Consider the following 18,476-nt stretch of genomic DNA (forward strand, 5'->3'; position numbering starts at 1 on the left):
TGAATAAGAGCATGATTCCGGACAAGCCGGAATGACAACCAGTTAATATGACAACTTAATGATGTGATCTATTTTCTGAAATGCTCGTACCCTTCTGACCTGAACGCCTGTTTTTTGCCGTTGGAGTCTATTATATATCGTCCCTTATTTATTATCTCCCCGATCCTGAAGGCGTCTTTCCTGTTTTTTGCTGAAGAGCTGAAGAGAAGGACAAAATCCTCTCCGCCTTTTAACGCGTAGCTGAGCGGGTCTTTGCCTGACTTCTTTGCGACGGCTAATATTTCTTCTGAGAGAGGGATGTTATCAGAATATATAATTGCGCCGGCATCGCTCTCATCACATATGTGGCTTAAGTCTATCAGCAGCCCGTCGCTTACATCGATCATCGCTGTTATATCTTTTGTCTTTTTTAACGGTGCAGGTTCTGGCATCAGGTGGCATTTGCAAAGATATTCCTTATCTATCCCTTTCACTCTCTTACCCTTGCCCTGCTTCAATATCTCAAGACCCATTGCCGAGTTGCCGAGGGTTCCGGCCACATAGATGCTGTCTCCCGGCTTTGCTCCTTTGCGTGAGATAACCCTCTTTGCTTCTCCTATGATCGTGCCGCTGAGCACAAGGTTATGTTTTGAGCTTGAGGTGTCTCCGCCGATAACTGCGACTCCGTGCATATCAGCCAGTTTTTTTATGCCCCGATATAGATCTTTGATGTCATTTGCTTCACACCTTTCAGGTATTCCGATATTCAGGAGAAAGTATTTCGGCTTGCCGCCCATCGCATAGATATCACTCAGGTTAACTGCAAGCACCTTATGCCCGAGTTGATAATAGGAGGTGAATTTCAGGTCAAAATGAACGCCTTCAACAAGCATGTCAGAAGAGATCAGGGTTGTTCCAGTCCCTGGCTTTACAGCAGCGGCATCGTCGCCTATGTTCAGCAGAACATCCTTTGAACTGTTTTTACAGATTCTCTTGATCTTTTTTATCAGGCCGAATTCGCCAAGTTGAGATAGCTTCATGGTTTCATCGGACAGGAAACCTAATGCGGCCTGTTCTTGCCGCGCCCTTTTTTAAGCGCTGCCTTCAGCACCTCATCCATCGTATCAACAAGGGTGAACTCCATATCTTTTTTTATGTACTTTGGTATCTCTTCCAGGTCCTTCTGGTTTCTTTTCGGAATGATCATCCTGCTTATGCCCATCCTCTTTGCCGCAAGAGTCTTCTCCTTAAGCCCGCCTATCGGCAGCACCCTGCCTCTCAGCGTTACCTCTCCTGTCATAGCGGTGCTCTTGTAAACAGGCCTTCCGGTAAATGCCGATGCAATGGCAGTTGCCAGGGTTATGCCTGCTGAAGGGCCGTCTTTAGGTATGGCTCCCGCGGGAACATGTATATGAATATCATTTTTTGCAAAGGCGGTGCTCTCTATGCCTATCTCATTTGCCTTTGAACGTATATAGCTTCTTGCGGCATAAGCAGACTCCTTCATTACATCGCCTAACTGGCCGGTGAGCGTTATATCGCCTTTGCCCTTCATTATCGTGGCTTCTATATAGATAATATCTCCGCCGGTCTCTGTCCATGCAAGGCCGGTTGATACGCCGACCTCATCTTTTTCCATCTCTTCTTCCGGCAAATATTTCGGAGCGCCTAAATATTTTGAGAGGTTAACCGAGGAAATGTGATATATCTTATCCTTGCCCTCTGCGATCTTTCTGGCGACCTTTCTGCACACGTTCGCTACCTCACGCTCAAGATTCCTTACGCCGGCTTCTCTTGTGTAGTGCGTCACCATCTGGATTACCGCGCTGTCGGCTATCTTCAGGTTCTTTTCGGTAAGCCCGTGCTCTTCAAGCTGCTTTGTGATCAGATAGTTTCTGGCGATGCCGAGCTTCTCCTCAGCCGTATACCCGGAGAGGTATATTATCTCCATCCTGTCCCGAAGCGGAGACGGTATCGGATCGATAAGGTTGGCTGTGGTTATGAACATTACATTGGTCAGGTCAAAAGGCACGCCGAGGTAATGGTCTGTAAACGCAAAGTTCTGCTCAGGGTCAAGCACCTCAAGCAACGCGGAAGCCGGGTCGCCCCTGAAGTCCATGCCTATCTTGTCGACCTCATCGAGCATGAAGACAGGGTTGTTCTTTCCTGCTGCCTTGATGCCCTGAATTATCCTTCCGGGCATAGCGCCGACATATGTCCTTCTGTGCCCCCTTATCTCAGCCTCATCCCTCACTCCGCCTAAAGACATTCTGAAGAACTCTCTTCCAAGCGCGCGCGCAATGGATTTCCCCAATGATGTCTTGCCGACGCCCGGAGGCCCGACGAAGCATAGTATGGGGCCCTTCATCCCGGACTTTCCCTTGGCCTTTTCTTTAAGTTTTCTTACACCGAGGTATTCAAGTATCCTCTCTTTTACCTTCTCAAGGTCATAATGGTCTTCATCAAGCACCTGTTTTCCCTTTTTGAGGTCAAGGTTATCCTTTGTTGCCTTGGACCACGGGATCTCCACGAGCCAGTCAACATAGGTCCTTATCGTCCCTGCCTCGGCAGAGTCGGGATGCATCTTCTCAAGCCGGCTGATCTGCTTGAGCGCCTCCTTTTCGACCTTCTTAGGCATCTTCACTTCTTCGACCTTCTGTTTCAGTTCAAATATCTCCTCGGTCTTTTCATCTATCTCGCCAAGCTCTTTCTGTATGGCCTTAAGCTGCTCTCTGAGGAAGTATTCGCGCTGGGTCTTGTCTATCTCTCCCTTTGCGTCTGACTGGATCTTCTGCTGGACAAGAAGGAGTTCCACCTCTCTGCTGAGGATCTCGCTTATTCTCTTAAGCCTCATTACAGGATCAAGTTTCTCAAGGAGTTCCTGCGCCTGATCCGCCTTTAATCCGAGGTTTGAAGCTATGAGGTCGGCAAGCCTTCCGGGTTCGTCGATATTCTCTATCAGCAGAATTATATCCGGCATAAAGGATTTGCCGAGCGCCACTGATTTATCCAGCAGCTCCTTGACGTTGCGGATAAGCGCTTCAACCTCGATGGTCAGCTCATGCTCTTTAGTGTCAGCCAGCTTCTCTATCTCTCCTATGAAATAAGGGTCTGTCTGTGTAAAATTGGTTATCCTTGCCTTTGTTATGCCCTGAACAAGGACCTTTGACCTGCCGTCCGGGAGTTTTAAAGTCCTTAGGATACTGCCTACAGTTCCGATCCTGTAAAGGTCATCTTTGGTAGGGTTCTCAACATCAACATTCTTCTGTGTGACAAGCATTAAAAGCTTGTTCTCTCCCACGGCATTCTCAATAGCCTTTATCGAAACATCCCTGCCGACGAATAACGGAAGTATCATATACGGGAAGATAACTATATCTCTCACAGGGAGCACAGGCAAGGCAGAAGGAACCTCGACATTGCGTTCATCCTTTGCATTGATCTCTTTTGCGTCTATATCAGTCATTGTTTCTCCTTTTGGATTTTGGGCAGTATCGACAACAGATATTTTCTGAAATCGTTTTTTACAGCCGGGTTCTTGAGGCCGAGCTCAACCGTGGCCGTGAGAAATCCGACCTTGTCGCCGGCGTCATATCTTTTGCCTTCAAAGAGGAAACCGTAAACAGGTTTCTTCTTCAGCATCGCGTTTATCGCGTCGGTCAGCTGGATCTCTCCGCTTTTTCCGGGCTTGACCTTTTCTATATATTTGAAGATGTCGGCGGTAAGTATATACCTTCCTATGATCGCGAGATCGGACGGGGCGTCAGCCGCTTTCGGTTTTTCCACCATGCCCGTTACCTTATACAGGTTCTTCTTTATCTCTCTGCCGGCTATTACCCCGTAATTATGTATCTCTGATCCCGGCATCCTCTCCAGCGCCAGTATCGGCGTCTGGTATTGATCGTAAAGCTTTATCATCTTTCCAAGCAGGTCATCGTCAGGGTCTATTATATCATCGCTCAGGATGACTGCAAACGGCTCATCATTTACAAAAGGTTTTGAACAGTAGATGGCATGGCCGAGCCCTAACGGAGCGTTCTGCCTTATATAAGCAAAATGAAGGTGGTCTAACTTTTTGATCTCCGCAAGCATGGCGTGCTTGCCCTTCTTTTTAAGTGTCTCCTCAAGTTCAAACGCGGAATCAAAGTGGTTTTCGATCGCCCTCTTTGATTTGCCGGTAATCATTATGAATTCATTGATTTCGCATTTCTGAGCCTCTTCAACCGCATATTGGATCATGGGTTTATCAACGATCGGAAGCATCTCTTTTGGAGACGCTTTTGTCGCAGGCAGAAACCTTGTTCCCAGGCCAGCAGCCGGAAAAACAGCTTTTTTTATCTTGCTTCTGGTTTTTTTAGGCATTTAGAACTCCTGAATAAGCTATGGGTTTAAGACGTAAATATTCTACCATGTATATATAGTTAATGAAAGCAGCAGAATATATAACTTTATTCTACAGTTATGCAAATACCTGCCATTATTTTGATAGTCTGGACATTTCTATTTTGGTTTGACATGTATGGATAAGTGTTGTTGTAAAGTCATTTATTCTAAGCGTATACTAACACACAGGGTTAGCGGCACAAACTTAAGATTAAAATTTTTTTACTATCCTCATGCGAACATATTAAATGAAAAAATCATTATTTATTACCGGATCCAGTGGTTTTATATCGGGCAATTTCATTCAAAAACTTAACCTTGCTGATTTTGAGCAAATATTATGTATCAGCAGGAAAGAGAGCGCAGTTACAGATTCTCTTTCAAAATACGGTAATTTTAAGTTCATAAAAGGGGATATATTCGTCCCTGAACTCTACAAAGAATATCTTCCATCAATTGACACTGTAGTACATTTTGCCGCAGTTACAGGAAAGGCCATGCCGGAGGAATACTTCAGAACGAATTTAGCTGCAACAGAGGCACTTCTTAAGGAGTGTGTACGGTGCGGAGTTAAGAACTTTCTGTTTGTCAGCTCAATAGCTGTTAAATTCCCGGATATCTCCAGGTATTACTATGCGCAGTCAAAGCTTAAGGCAGAGGAGCTCGTTAGAAAAAGCGGGCTTAACTATTCGATAGTTAGGCCAGCAATAGTGATAGGAAAGGGCTCCTCTATATTAGAGAGTTTTGTGAAGGTTGCCAAGATGCCACTGTCACTTATATTCGGCAATGGAAAAACAAAGATACAGCCGATATATACAGACGATCTTTCAGAATGTTTTCAGCATATAATTAACGAGGATATATTCAATAATGAAATATATGAGCTCGGCGGCCCTGAGATACTGACCATTGATGAGTTTGTAACAAAGATAGCCGGTAGTTATCTGGGCAGGGCGCCAAAATTGATCCATTTCCCCTTAGGGCTTCTGGTACCGGTTCTTTCAGTGCTTGAGAAATTCATTTATTCAGCGCTGCCTTTTAATGTAGGCCAGCTCTCTTCTTTCCGTTTTGACGGCACTATCTCTGAAAACAGGGTGTTTTCTGACATGTCGCTTCATATGAAAAATGTTGATGAAATGCTTGCGCTGAGCGCTGAAAAAAAAACTTCTGCCGATGCAGATAAACTAAAAAAAGAATGCGCTGTATTCTCACTTTATCTTATATGCAGGAATCCTGATGAATATGTGACTGGCAAGTATAAAGATGCTCACATCGCGGGTGTTGTTGCTAATGACTCAGGGCTGAAGCAGTTTGACAGTTTTTTGGCAAGGGCGGCCGGCTTCCACCCGATACTTACAAAACTCGCAGACGTATACACAAGCGTTTTTTTTAAAGGTTCTGTCCTCAGGAAAAAACTGGTGCTTCTCCTTGCCATTATTGAAAGCAGCGCCCCGGCATCCTTCTATTTTGATTCAGCGCCGAGATCCGCCAGGCTCGCTGTCCTGGGCAGGTTCTTAAGGAGTGCGATATTTTTTACTCTCAGCCTGTTAGTATCTTTTGTAATATTCTCACCTTTTCATCTGTTTTACAAAGCAACTTCAGGAGATAAAAATGAAGGCTGATGGATAAGATTGTAATTGTCGGATCAGGAGCAAGCGGTGTTAATTTCACCCTTTCATTGCTTAAGAAAGGCTATGAGGTGACCATGCTTGATGTCGGCTACAGGAAGGCTGAACCGGTAAGCCCGGAGAGCAGTTTCATTGAACTGAAAAGCCGGCTTGATGACCCGGTCAAATATTTTCTCGGCAGTGATTATGAGGCAGTTCTCTTTCCGGGCAATGAATCCGAGTACTATGGTTTCCCCCCGAGCAAAAATCATGTCTTCAGAAAACCCGGCAATTTCAGTTTCAGCGCTGATGGTTTTGCGCCTTTATTCTCTTTTGCGAGGGGCGGGCTTGCTGAGGCATGGACAGCAGGCGTGGACCCGTTTAATTCCCATGAGTTAGAGGACTTTCCATTCAAATATGAAGACATTGAGCCTTATTACAGCGAGATAGCCGGCCGCATAGGAATTACCGGAGCTGAGGATGACCTGGTAAGGTTCACGCCTTTCCATTCCAACATAATGACTCCGCTGAAGACGGATGAGCATACCGGCCTTTTTCTCTCTGATTATGAGAAGGCTAAAAGCTCCATCAACAAGAAACATGGCTGTTATATAGGACGTTCCAGGACAGCTACCATAAGCAGTGATAAAGACAACCGTAAGGGGTGCAGGTACTGCGGAAGGTGCCTGTGGGGATGCCCGATTGAATCCATTTATACTCCTTCCATTACACTGGCGCAATGCATGCAGTACCCAGAGTTTAAATATGTTCCAGGCTCCTATGTGACACATTTTAAATTTGATTCCAAAAGACGTATCACAGGTGTCGTTGCCGTTTCAGGAAATGAGACGCTGGAATTCCCTTTAAGCAGGCTCGTGCTGGCAGCGGGCACGCTCTCTTCCTCCGAGATATTTATGAACTCAATATTCAAAGGTTCCGGAGAGATAGTCAAACTCCATGGACTGATGGATAACCGTCAGGTCTTCATGCCTTTTATAAACCTTAAAATGGCAGGTAAGCCCTATAACCCGGAAAGCTACCAGTACCATCAGCTTGCGCTGGGCATGGAGAGTGAAAACCCAAAGGAAGATATACATGCGCATATCACCATGCTGAAGACCGCGCTGGTACATCCTATAATCCAGAACATGTTCTTTGACCTTAAAGCATCATCTTTATTTTTCAGGGATGTCCATTCAGCGCTTGGAATCGTAAATATTAATTTTTCCGACTCAAGAAGGCAGGATAATTACGTTACGCTTGATGTAGACAAAAAGACCCGGCGTTCAAGGCTGGCGATCCATTATTCTCCGGTGGAGCGTGAAGGGGCGATTATAAAGAAGACCGTTAAAGAGGTTAGCAGGGTTCTTTTGAGGCTCGGATGTCTGTCTCCGTCCAAGACGATACATATTCGCCCCCCCGGGGCCAGTGTTCATTATTCCGGAACCTTGCCTGCGGCGGAAGGGAAAAAACCATTTACTGTGTCGGAGTTTTGTCAAAGCAATGATTTTGATAATCTATATTTTATAGATGGAACGACCCTCGGTTTTCTGCCTTCAAAGAATGTGACGTTTACTCTTATGGCCAACGCCATCAGAGTTGCGGAATGCGTTTTTTGAATAAGTGTTATTAAATATTTACTAATTACAATTGATGATAGCCTATGTCATTTTGTTATGTATGCCCGGCATTTCTGCATGGCAAGGTTGGATACAGGGAATGCCATGTTGTCATTATCATCTCATTATGCTACATTTCGGACATGGACCTTACTGACGACGGACACTGTTTTGTTTGCGGGCCTAAGAATCCGATCGGACTTAAACTGGATTTCTCCTTTGACGGAAAGATGATATCGGCGGATTTCACCCCGAAAAAAGAGCATCAGGGATACTTCAATATAGTGCACGGCGGGATTATAACAACACTGCTTGATGAGGCGATGGTAAAGCTCGTCATCGCGATGGGAATGCCTTCTGTTACCGCGCAAATGGACGTCCGCCTGAAAAAGCCTTTAAATGTGGGCGTCCGGATAACTGTGACGGCTGAGATATTAAAAGAGACCAGAAAGACTATCGAGGCTTATGCAAAGGCCGTAACTTCTGATGGTGTTGTTATAGCTGATGCGAAGGGGAAACTGGTGAAGGTTTCAAATTAATATCTCTTCTCAAAATAATCCTCAAGTATCTGCCTGTGGTCAAATGCTATATCATCGGGAAGTGTATCTCTAAAAAAGATCTCTGCCTCTTTTGCGTCATCACCTGCTTTGGGCGTGCCTGAAGCGGTCGCAATGAATATGGTTGAAACTGTATGGTGGCGCGGGTCTCTTTTAGGGTCTGAATAGGTGTGGAATTGACGGACAAGTTTTACATCCAGCCCTGTCTCTTCTTTAGCTTCCCTGATAACAGCATCTTCAATCGTTTCTCCGTAATCAACAAAACCGCCGGGAATCGCCCAGCCTGGAGGCGGGTTCTTCCTTTTTATAAGGACTATCCCTTTGTTGATCTCGATTATGACATCAACAGTCAGGAATGGATTTCGATATGTCTGTTTCATTATATATGAAGAAAAATACCTATCATTGTTTAAGTGGTTCATATTTTACAGGATTGCTAAACCTGTTGTCTTTTGCCGGTTTCAAAGCTTAAGAATGCTTGCAAAAAACAGGGGAACTTGATACATTACACTTTATTAATATTGTTAGTTACAGAGAGAGATAATATGGCCAAACTCAAATCCCTGAGAAACAAGATAGATGATATAGACAATACGATCGTTAAGCTTTTAAACGACAGGGCGAAGATCGTCCTTGATATCAAAGAGGCTAAAAAGGACGACCGGCTCAAGGTCTACTCGCCGACCAGGGAAAGAGAGATTCTTAAGAGATTAGGAAAGCTCAACACAGGCCCTTTCCCCGGTGACGCGCTTATCGCGCTTTATAAAGAGATACTCTCAACTTCACGCTCACTCCAGCAGCCGCTGAAGATAGCATACTTCGGCCCGCCTGCGACATTTACGCATCTTGCGGCAAGAAGGCAGTTCGGCGCGTCAGCTGAATATGTCCCGGAAAGCACGATCAAGGCCATCTTTGAATCTGTAATGAGAGGCAAGGCGCAGTATGGTGTTGTGCCTATTGAGAATTCTACAGAGGGCGTTGTCAACTATACGCTTGACATGTTCATGGATTCTGACCTGAATATCACCTCTGAAGTTATGCTTCCCATAAGGCATAACCTTATGTCCAAGACAGGCAAAGCTACTGGCATAAAAAAAATTTACTCCCACCCTCAGCCGATAGCCCAGTGCAGGGGCTGGCTCGAAGAACACTATCCCGGCGTTCCGCTTATAGGCGGGATGAGCACGGCGTCAGCTGCCAAGCGTGTTGCAAAGGAAACGTCTTCCGCTGCCATAGCAAGCGAACTTGCCGCTGATATTTACAAACTGAAGTTCATTGCAAAGGGCATAGAGGACTACAAGAACAACTTCACCCGTTTTCTTGTGATCGCAAAAGATTACCTTCCGAGGACAGGCAATGACAAGACATCCATTATGTTCTCAGTAAAGGACAAGCCCGGCGCTCTGCATAAGATACTTGAACATTTTGCAAAGCATAAGATAAACCTCACAAAGATCGAGTCAAGGCCGTCCAAGAGGAAGGCGTGGGAGTACATATTCTTTGTTGATATGCAGGGGCATGTAGAGGACCTCAAGGTCAGGAAGGCCATTGATGCCGTAAAAAAGGAATGCCTTTATCTCAAGGTGCTGGGCTCCTACCCTTTGGCAGATTAGGTTAATATTTCATAAGCATATTTTTCATCAGCAATCCTTTACTCCTTATGATAAACGCTCCTGAACATATAAAAAACATTAAACCGTATGTGCCCGGAAAGCCGATAGAAGAGCTTGAGAGGGAACTCGGGATAACGGGTTCCATAAAGCTTGCTTCCAATGAAAGCCCTATAGGGCCTTCACCACTTGCGGTCAAGGCGCTTGCCGAAGGCATAAATGACCTTAACAGGTATCCTGACGGAAGCTGCTACAATCTGAAGACGGCGCTGTCTCAAAAGCTCGGCATCACTTCTGATGAGATCATCTTCGGCAACGGCTCCAATGAGATAATCGAGCTGGCTGTCAGGACATTTTTGAGCCCGGGTGATGAGGCGATAATGGCAAGCCCCTCTTTTGTCGTTTACCCTACTGTCACGCAGGCTGCGGGAGGAAAGAGCATAGTCGTACCGCTCAAAGACTACCGCCATGACCTCGATGCGATGGCATCTGCGATAACAGATAAGACAAAGGTCATATTCATTGCAAACCCTAACAATCCTACAGGCACGATAAACAACCGGGCAGAGATGGATGCCTTTATGGAGAGGGTTCCGGATAATGTGCTGGTAGTTATTGACGAGGCGTATTTTGAGTATGTCTCTTCACCTGATTATCCTGACAGCATGGATTATCTTAAGAAGGGCAGGCCGGTTCTGATACTGCGGACATTTTCCAAGATATACGGACTTGCAGGATTGAGGATAGGATACGGCATCGCCCATAGCTCCATAGTATCAGAGATGAACAAGGTGCGGCAGCCGTTTAATATAAACTCACTTGCACAGAGGGCAGCCCTTGCCGCGCTTGAAGATGTAGAACATGTTGAGAAGGCGAGGAAGACAAATGAAGATGGAAAAGAATTTCTATACAAAGAACTCAGATCAATGGGGATCGATTGTCTTCCCACAGAGGCAAATTTCATATATATTATCTTAAAGGATGATACAGCGCTTCAGCTTTATAATGAGCTATTGAAAAAGGGCGTTATAATAAGGCCGATGGGCAAGCGTGAATTAAGGATAACGATCGGCCTTGCCGATGAGAATAAAAGGTTTTTAGACGCGTTAAAGGCTGTAACGAGTGATCTGTAATCAATAATGAGAGTACGGTTTTTATGGAGGAGTTATGGACATTATAGTACTTAAACCAAAGGCAACTGCAAAAGAGAAGAGGAATATAGTTAAGCGGCTTAAACAGATGGGTTTTGACGCCCATCTTTCAACAGGCACAGAAAGAACGGTCATCGGTGTCATAGGCGATACCTCAAAGGTCTCGGAAGATGAGAGCCGTTCATTTGAGGCGTTAAACGGTGTTGAGAAGGTGCACAGGATAACACAGCCGTACAGGCTCGCAAGCAGGAACTTCCAGCAGAAGGATTCGCTTATAAAGGTCGGCAGGCATGTAATCGGCGGGAAGCGGATACATGTCATGGCAGGCCCGTGCTCTGTTGAGAACAGGGCGAACCTCATCAATGTAGCACAGGATGTTAAGAAGGCGGGGGCGACATTTTTAAGGGGCGGGGCGTTTAAGCCGAGGACATCTCCGTACAGCTTTCAGGGGCTTGGAGAAGAAGGGCTTGAGATACTCGCTGAGGCGCGCGAGAAGACAGGGCTCCCTGTTGTAACTGAGATAATGGATCCGAGGGACATAGGCCTCATAATCAAACATGTCGATATTATCCAGATCGGCGCGAGGAATATGCAGAACTTCAGGCTGCTTCAGGAGGTCGGCTCTTACAATAAGCCGGTTCTTCTCAAGAGGGGGCTTTCAGCTACCATAAAAGAGCTTCTCATGGCTGCCGAATACATTATGGCGCAGGGCAACAGCAAGGTCATACTCTGCGAGAGGGGTATAAGGACATTTGAAACAGCAACAAGGAACACGCTTGACCTCAGCGCCGTTCCGGTACTGAAGGAACTTACTCATTTACCAATTGTTATTGACCCGAGCCATGCTGTAGGCAGATGGGAGTTTGTAGCCACTATGGCAAAGGCTGCTGTAGCTGCCGGAGCTGACGGGCTCATGATCGAGGTGCATGCAAACCCTGAAGAGGCGTTCTCTGACGGCGAGCAGTCATTGAAGCCTGCTAAATTCAAGACGCTTATGAAGGAGCTCAAGGCTGTTGCAAAGGCTGTGGGCAGAGAGATATAAAGAGGAAATAAAATGAATTTGGAAAAGATAACAATCATCGGTGTCGGCCTGCTTGGCAGTTCGTTCGCCCTCTCATTAAAGAGGGTCGGTATCAACGCCATTATCACCGGTGTCGGCAGGAATGAGGAGAACCTCATAAAGGCGGAAGAATTAGGGATAATAGATGAATACAGCACAGTAGCGGCTGACGGTGTGATAGGCGCTGACCTTGTCCTGCTTGCAGCTCCTGTCGGCCAGTTTGAAAATATTGTCGATGACATAAGATATGAGTTAAAAAAAGGGGCGATAGTCTCTGATGTCGGAAGCGTAAAAGGCGGGCTGGTGGGAAGGCTGGATGCGTTAATGCCCGAAGGCGTGAGCTTTGTCGGCGCGCATCCGATAGCCGGCGGGGAGAGGCAGGGATTAGAGGCGGCCACATCCGAGCTCTTCTGGGGGGCAAAATGCATTATCACTCCGACTCCGGATACTGACAAGGACGCGCTGGAGGATATCACCGAACTCTGGAAGCAGCTTGGCGCAAGGGTGTTGCACATGACCCCTGATGAGCATGATGAGGTCTATTCCGCTGTAAGCCATCTGCCGCATGTCCTGGCATACGCGCTTGTAAATTCCATAAGCAGCATCAGGGAAGACATACTTGATTTTGGCGGCAGAGGGCTCAAGGATATGACAAGGATAGCTCTGAGCCCTACTGAGCTCTGGAAAGACATATGCTCACAGAACAGGGAGCACATACTAAAGTCGCTTAACGACTTCTCCTCTAATATCTCCGGCATCATAAAACGGTTTGAAAAGTCGGACTGGAAAGGGCTTGAGGAAGAATTTAAAAGAGCAAAAGAGGCGAGACAGCGTCTTGAATCAGATTAAAGTCTGCCACAGCAACCCGCTTAAAGGTGAGGCCTCCCCTCCTCCTGACAAGTCCATATCACACCGCGCAGTAATATTTTCTTCCCTTGCAGAGGGCAGGAGCGTCATTGAAAACTTTCTCGCTGCCGAGGACCCGATGCGGACTCTTGAAGCATTCAGGCAGATGGGTATAGATATCGAGCAGTCCAATGATGGAGGGACTGTGACTATCAATGGCAAAGGCTTGAACGGCCTGTCCGCGCCTGACGGTGCGATAGACTGCGGCAATTCCGGCACAACAATGAGGATGATGAGCGGCGTGCTTTCGGGACAGCCGTTCTCCTCAACGCTTACAGGCGACAGATATCTTCTTAAACGTCCCATGCAGAGGGTGATCAGCCCGCTTGCAAAGATGGGCGCTGTCATTACTTCTGAAGCAGGAGGGTTTCCGCCGCTTCATATTAAAGGCGGAAATCTCAGCCCTGTAAAATACAATTCTCCCGTAGCCAGCGCGCAGGTCAAATCCTCAATCCTTCTTGCAGGACTCTACTGTAACGGTATAACCACTGTTGTTGAACCAGAGAAGTCCAGAGACCATACCGAAAGGATGCTCAGGGCTGCCGGCGTTGATATTAATGTGCAAGGGCTTGAAGTGAGCATTAAAGGCCGTGCCAAATTAAACCCTATGGATATAAGAGTGCCCGCTGATTTTTCATCAGCCGCCTTCTTTATCGTTGCCGGCCTGATTGTTCCCGGTTCCGAGGTATTGATCAAAGATGTCGGTATAAATCAGACAAGAACCGGCCTGCTTGATATTCTGATAATGATGGGGGCATCTGTTCAGCTCCTGAACCAGAGGGATATTTCCGGCGAGCCGGTTGCTGATATACTTGTAAAGCACTCAAGCCTCTCAGGCATAGAGACAGGCGGTGAGATGCTCTTAAGGGCTATTGATGAATTTCCGATACTCTGTGTCGCAGCCGCATTGGCAGAGGGCACAACAAAGATAACAGGCGCTCAAGAACTCAGGGTAAAAGAGTCGGACAGGATTGCGGCAATGGCATCGGAACTTGCGAAGATGGGTGTTAAGGTTGAAGAACTTCCCGACGGCATCATAATCGAAGGAAGAGATAATCTTGATGCAGCAGATGTCAGCAGCCACGGAGACCACAGGATAGCTATGTCAATGATCGTTGCGGGGTTTATGGCAAAAGGCGAGACTACGGTTGACGACACAGACTGCATAGATACCTCCTTCCCCGGCTTTATGGATATGATTAATAGGCTTAAAGAATAAAGAAAATTACAGCGTTGCAGATTTGATTTTCAGATGATGCATTTATAGTTTATAATCTCCGATCTTCCAAACGCCTTTTTCACGGAACGCCGGAATAGTCTGCCTGCGGGCGGCGTTAAGCAGTGTGTTGATCGATTTTTTATGCGCCTTTGCGAAATTTGCAAGCGGGGTTATCTCTTCGCCGCGAAGATAGGCAATTCTTTTATGGAGCGATTCCGTCAGGGCGAGCGTTACGATCTTTTCCATCGTCTTTGTATTTTTTGAATTGCGGTATTCACTGAACGATGCGTAATAACTCCTCTTCTCTTTGTCCCGAATAATGATGCAGGGGAAACCGGAACGCATGAGCTGAAAATTAATGATCACTCGGCCCATTCTGCCGTTACCGTCGCAGAACGGATGGATCGTTTCAAAATCGAGATGAAATTTTGCTATCCTGTCGGCAAAATAATTATGGTGATCTGAGGAAAATTCCAGCAGGATCGCCTCCATCATTCGTTCGACGTTTTCCGGAGCCGGAGCGATATGTGTTCCTACTCGGACATATTCGCCTGTGGTGCGGAAACGCCCTGCGATAGCATCATTGATATTACCGATCAGCATTTTATGAAGAAGCTGGATCATATCCATGGAAAGCTCCGAGTTCAATGCTTTGCTTCTGGTGTATTCCATCACCCATGCGAGATTTTTTGCTTCAAAAACTTCCCGCACAGAAACATTACGGGTAACTTCCATTTCAAGCAGAATGCGTTCTGTCTCCTTCAATGTAAGCGTTGAATTCTCGATGGCGTTCGAGTTGAAAACGCTTTCAGAAAGCTCGGACTCATCAATAAGTTTAAGTAAAGATTCTTTGCCTTTGCCAAGCCGGTCGTATTCGGTTTTAAGAGCTTTGATCTCGTTCTTTACAGGATTTGTCGTTGTCATAAAGACAATATACATGATTAACGTGATTATGTCAAAACATCGTTAATTTGACGTGAAATAGCCTGTAATTAACTTGTTATCTGTAGCCATACGCTAAAGGCTTTGCTCAGCATTGTATGGCGGATAGCTAATAGTACAGAGACAACACTCGTCGTATATCCTGAAAAGCCTAATGAGATTGGCCATAGACACCGGCATACTCATCGCAGTCCCTCTTAAAGATTTCACAACGAAAATTATTTGTTTGCAACCTGTTACGGCTTTATGTATCATATATTTGCTTGCGGGATAAATTAGACATATAATTAACAACATGGAGCTATTATGAACATTGAATTTCTCTTGGGAATCATTGCCGGTTTTCTTTTTTTCCTTCTGCTCTTTTTAATTCCTGCCATATTGCAGATTAAAAGGACCGCAAGGGCTGCGGAAGACCTGCTCAATACCACAAATCAGTCTCTTGCCCCGCTATTAACAGATCTCCGGGAGACGGTTGAGAGGACAAATCATGTTATTTTAAAGTTGGATGAATCAATGGACAACGTGCAGAACCTGACAAAATCCATAGGAGAAACAGGGGCGATTATTTCTGACATAAACAGTTTTGTGAGAAAGATCCAGATGCTTGTTTCATTTACAACACTGGGTTTCAGTTCCGGCATAAAGACAGCCCTGGGCGTTCTTACGCAGGGGATCATAAAAAAGGGAGGGAAATAGAATGAGCGAGGAAAGAGGATATTCGGCAGGCAGTGTTATTCTTGCATTTGTATTAGGCGGTATAGTCGGCGCAGGCGTGGCTTTATTAACAGCGCCGCAGTCAGGAAGAGAGACAAGGGAGAAGCTTATGGAGTTTGCCGATGACGGCAGAAAAAAGGTTTCTGAGTACGCAGGGCAGGCAAAAGAAAAATTCTCTTCCGCAGTGGACAGCGGAAAACATTTCATGGAAGACAAGAAGTCATTGATCGCAAACGCTTACGAAGCCGGCAAAGAAGCTTACAGTAAAGAAAAAGAGAGACAGACAAAGGGATAATTGTTATAGATGGGTAGTCCCTTTGTATCGGGACTACCCGAAGCATCTGCTTTCCCTGCGGGTTGAATTTTGCAAATTGAACCCAATATTCCGGTTATCTATTAACCCATTGCATACTTGCAGTATTCTGCTTATTCATAACATAGGGTTCAGCTTACAAACCTGACCCGCAAATGTTTTCTGGATATTACTGGATCGATCATGAAGAATGTCATAACTATAGACGGGCCTTCCGGCTCAGGAAAGGGCACCATATCAAAGATGCTTGCCAAACGCCTCGGTTACAGCTATCTTGATACCGGAGCTCTTTACAGGGCCGTTGCCTGGAAGGTGAAGAATGACGGCGCAGACCCTGATGATGAAGCGTCGCTGAAAAAAATTCTCCACGAGATAGAGATCACATTCAATGGGCAAAAGGTACTTGTCGGCGGGCAGGATATTACAGCCGAAATAAGGACAGCAGAAATCGGGGAACTCAGTTCAAAGGTTTCAGCCATCCCCATGGTAAGGGAAGGCCTCTTCTCCATACAGAGAGAGATGGGCCTTAAGGGGAAGATAGTTATCGAAGGCAGGGATGCAGGCACAGCCATCTTTCCTGAATCCGAGAATAAATTTTATCTTGACGCGAGCCTGGAAGAGAGGGCAAGAAGAAGGTTTGAGGAACTTAAAGCCAAAGACCCTGAAATTACTCTCCGGGAAACGATTGAAGACATTAAAAAAAGGGACCACAGAGACTCAACAAGGGACACTTCTCCATTGACCAGAACCGCTGATATGGTTTATATAGATTCAACAAACCTTAGTAAAGAAGAGGTCGTACAAGAGATCGTGAAGGCATTAAAGGCATAGGGATTAATTGTAGCTTGTTGAATTGATTAATTTTTTTTTCTAAATACTATATAATAATGTTCCTTGCCTGACTAAATCTTACAGGAGAAGCATAACCGTATATTGCAGAGCAGAAGGCTGATATCTGATTTTTTCTATAGATTTTTCTCACTGGTCATAAGAATAATATTACGTATTAACGGCGGGCTTGAAGTCATAGGCAGAGAGAACATACCGCTTGAAGGCGGTGTGATAATAGCCGCCAACCATGTCAGCTATCTGGATCCTCCATTGATAGGTTCGGTGCTTCCAAGAAGAGGCACCTTTATTGCGATGAAGGAGCTTTTTGACATGCCTTTGCTCGGCAGGGTCATAAGGCATTATGCATTTCCTGTTGAAGAGGGCGGCACACGCCCCTCTGTCATTAAAAAGACGATCAGCAGGCTCAGGGCGGGTGAACTTATTACTATATTTCCTGAAGGGCAGAGAAGCGTAACAGGCAAGCTTCTCAAGGCGAAACGCGGGATAGGGATGCTGGCTTCCATGAGTAACGCGCCTGTTGTACCGGCCCTTATAACAGGGGCGAATATTGCGCTTCCGTTTAATGCGAAGTGGCTGAGGCGCGCCAGGATATCGGTGATCTTCGGCAGGCCTGTTTATCCTGTCATGGCTGAGGGCGCTGATAATAAAAATGAAGGGTATGAAAAAATCAGCGATCAGGTGATGTCGGCGATACGAGAGATCAAAGAGAGATATGGAGATAATAGTAGCTAAAAAAGCGGGATTCTGTTTCGGGGTCAGGCGCGCGGTAGATACTACTTTTAAGCTTGCTGAAGAGGGGAAGGAAGGGATATTTACTTTCGGACCGCTGATCCACAATCCTCAGGTCGTAGATAAACTGAAGAATGAAGGCGTCTCTCAGACTGATGATATCAGCTCTAAGGACATTAAAACTCTTATTATCAGGACGCACGGCGTTTCGCCGGATATATATACTAAAGCCAGGCAGGTCGGGTACAAGCTTATTGACGCTACATGCCCTTTTGTAAAAAAGGCCCAGAGTTATGCAAAGACATTAAGCGAAGAAGGCTATCAGGTTCTGATAATAGGAGACAGGGAACATCCCGAGGTTCAGGGGCTGATAGGTTTTGCCGGTGATGACGTTGTCACTGTCAGCAGAAGAGAGCCCTTGCCTCCGATAAAGAAGAAGGTCGGGATAATTGTTCAGACAACCCAGCCGTTTGAAGTGTTTAAAGATATTGTTGACAAGGTCATAAGCACGGCGATGGAGCTGAAAATATATAATACGATATGCGATTATACAGCCCGCAGGGTTGAAGAAACAAAAGAGCTGTCGAAAAAGGTGGATGTTATGATAGTTGTCGGCGGGAAGAACAGCGCGAACACCACACAGCTTGTAAATATTTCGAAACAGGGTTGTGAAAATGTATTTCATATTGAAACGTCTGAAGAACTGGATAAAGAGTGGTTCGCCGGCGTAGAAAAGGCCGGAATTACAGGGGGGGCGTCTACTCCGCAGTGGATCATTGATGATGTTGTAAAAAAAATAAAAGAAATATCTTTCGGGAGGTAATATAATACA

At 45.9% G+C, this 18,476-nt stretch carries 18 protein-coding genes; 13 read left to right on the forward strand and 5 right to left on the reverse strand.

The window, feature by feature from the left end; translation table 11 throughout:
- Positions 1 to 68: 68 nt before the first annotated feature.
- From thiL to galU, 3 genes are read right to left on the reverse strand one after another with little or no spacing between them, the layout of a single operon-like run.
- Positions 69 to 1,019 carry a thiamine-phosphate kinase gene (thiL, locus tag HY807_04880; GenBank protein MBI4825738.1) on the reverse strand — a complete coding sequence of 317 codons (951 nt, stop codon included), beginning with the start codon at positions 1,017 to 1,019 and terminating at the stop codon, positions 69 to 71.
- A gap of 20 nt (positions 1,020 to 1,039) precedes the next feature.
- Entirely contained in the window at positions 1,040 to 3,445 is a 2,406-nt protein-coding gene (gene lon / locus HY807_04885) for an endopeptidase La (GenBank protein ID MBI4825739.1), read from the reverse strand.
- Positions 3,442 to 4,341, reverse strand: a complete 900-nt coding sequence (gene galU / locus HY807_04890; GenBank protein ID MBI4825740.1) for a UTP--glucose-1-phosphate uridylyltransferase GalU — start codon at positions 4,339 to 4,341, stop codon at positions 3,442 to 3,444. Before galU ends, lon begins: the two co-directional genes overlap by 4 nt.
- A 269-nt stretch (positions 4,342 to 4,610) precedes the next feature.
- On the opposite strand from galU, the gene HY807_04895 reads away from it, so the two are divergent.
- Genes HY807_04895 through HY807_04905 form a run of 3 tightly spaced genes read left to right on the forward strand, consistent with a single transcriptional unit; the run spans position 4,611 to position 8,127 of the window.
- Positions 4,611 to 5,984: an NAD-dependent epimerase/dehydratase family protein gene (locus tag HY807_04895; protein ID MBI4825741.1), complete on the forward strand. Its 1,374-nt coding sequence runs from the start codon at positions 4,611 to 4,613 to the stop codon at positions 5,982 to 5,984.
- Entirely contained in the window at positions 5,984 to 7,588 is a 1,605-nt protein-coding gene (locus HY807_04900; protein MBI4825742.1) for a hypothetical protein, read from the forward strand. The genes HY807_04895 and HY807_04900 overlap by 1 nt, the downstream gene beginning before the upstream one ends.
- Before the next feature lie 44 nt (positions 7,589 to 7,632).
- A complete protein-coding gene (locus tag HY807_04905; GenBank protein ID MBI4825743.1) occupies positions 7,633 to 8,127 on the forward strand; it encodes a PaaI family thioesterase in 495 nt (164 codons plus the stop codon).
- Here HY807_04905 and HY807_04910 read toward each other — a convergent pair.
- Positions 8,124 to 8,525, reverse strand: coding sequence for an NUDIX hydrolase (locus HY807_04910; GenBank protein ID MBI4825744.1), 402 nt, complete (start codon positions 8,523 to 8,525; stop codon positions 8,124 to 8,126). The genes HY807_04905 and HY807_04910 overlap by 4 nt on opposite strands.
- Before the next feature lie 165 nt (positions 8,526 to 8,690).
- Here HY807_04910 and pheA point away from each other — a divergent pair, with 165 nt between their 5' ends.
- Genes pheA through aroA form a run of 5 tightly spaced genes read left to right on the forward strand, consistent with a single transcriptional unit; the run spans position 8,691 to position 14,091 of the window.
- The gene (gene pheA / locus HY807_04915; protein MBI4825745.1) at positions 8,691 to 9,758 is read left to right on the forward strand and encodes a prephenate dehydratase; all 1,068 of its coding nucleotides are present in this window, start codon (positions 8,691 to 8,693) and stop codon (positions 9,756 to 9,758) included.
- A 47-nt stretch (positions 9,759 to 9,805) separates the two neighbouring features.
- Complete coding sequence (locus HY807_04920) at positions 9,806 to 10,888, forward strand: histidinol-phosphate transaminase (GenBank protein ID MBI4825746.1); 1,083 nt, start codon at positions 9,806 to 9,808, stop codon at positions 10,886 to 10,888.
- Positions 10,889 to 10,922: 34 nt separating this feature from the next.
- Complete coding sequence (aroF, locus tag HY807_04925; protein MBI4825747.1) at positions 10,923 to 11,948, forward strand: 3-deoxy-7-phosphoheptulonate synthase; 1,026 nt, start codon at positions 10,923 to 10,925, stop codon at positions 11,946 to 11,948.
- Between the two features lie 18 nt (positions 11,949 to 11,966).
- Positions 11,967 to 12,815 (forward strand): prephenate dehydrogenase/arogenate dehydrogenase family protein, encoded by an 849-nt coding sequence (locus HY807_04930; protein ID MBI4825748.1) that lies wholly within the window; start codon positions 11,967 to 11,969, stop codon positions 12,813 to 12,815.
- Entirely contained in the window at positions 12,802 to 14,091 is a 1,290-nt protein-coding gene (gene aroA / locus HY807_04935) for a 3-phosphoshikimate 1-carboxyvinyltransferase (protein ID MBI4825749.1), read from the forward strand. Before HY807_04930 ends, aroA begins: the two co-directional genes overlap by 14 nt.
- Positions 14,092 to 14,133: 42 nt before the next feature.
- Here aroA and HY807_04940 read toward each other — a convergent pair whose 3' ends face one another.
- Entirely contained in the window at positions 14,134 to 15,015 is an 882-nt protein-coding gene (locus HY807_04940; protein MBI4825750.1) for a Fic family protein, read from the reverse strand.
- Positions 15,016 to 15,339: 324 nt separating this feature from the next.
- On the opposite strand from HY807_04940, the gene HY807_04945 reads away from it, so the two are divergent.
- The 5 genes from HY807_04945 to HY807_04965 all read left to right on the forward strand — a co-directional run bounded on the left by HY807_04945 (position 15,340) and on the right by HY807_04965 (position 18,467).
- Positions 15,340 to 15,732, forward strand: a complete 393-nt coding sequence (locus HY807_04945) for a DUF948 domain-containing protein (protein MBI4825751.1) — start codon at positions 15,340 to 15,342, stop codon at positions 15,730 to 15,732.
- 1 nt (position 15,733) lies between these two features.
- Entirely contained in the window at positions 15,734 to 16,045 is a 312-nt protein-coding gene (locus HY807_04950) for a YtxH domain-containing protein (protein MBI4825752.1), read from the forward strand.
- 201 nt (positions 16,046 to 16,246) lie between these two features.
- Positions 16,247 to 16,894 carry a (d)CMP kinase gene (locus tag HY807_04955; protein ID MBI4825753.1) on the forward strand — a complete coding sequence of 216 codons (648 nt, stop codon included), beginning with the start codon at positions 16,247 to 16,249 and terminating at the stop codon, positions 16,892 to 16,894.
- A 102-nt stretch (positions 16,895 to 16,996) separates the two neighbouring features.
- Entirely contained in the window at positions 16,997 to 17,647 is a 651-nt protein-coding gene (locus HY807_04960; protein ID MBI4825754.1) for a 1-acyl-sn-glycerol-3-phosphate acyltransferase, read from the forward strand.
- On the forward strand, positions 17,628 to 18,467 hold the full coding sequence (locus HY807_04965; protein MBI4825755.1) for a 4-hydroxy-3-methylbut-2-enyl diphosphate reductase: 840 nt from the start codon (positions 17,628 to 17,630) through the stop codon (positions 18,465 to 18,467). Before HY807_04960 ends, HY807_04965 begins: the two co-directional genes overlap by 20 nt.
- Positions 18,468 to 18,476: the final 9 nt, after the last annotated feature.

Source organism: Nitrospirota bacterium, assembly GCA_016207885.1.
Lineage (GTDB): Bacteria > Nitrospirota > Thermodesulfovibrionia > UBA6902 > UBA6902 > JACQZG01.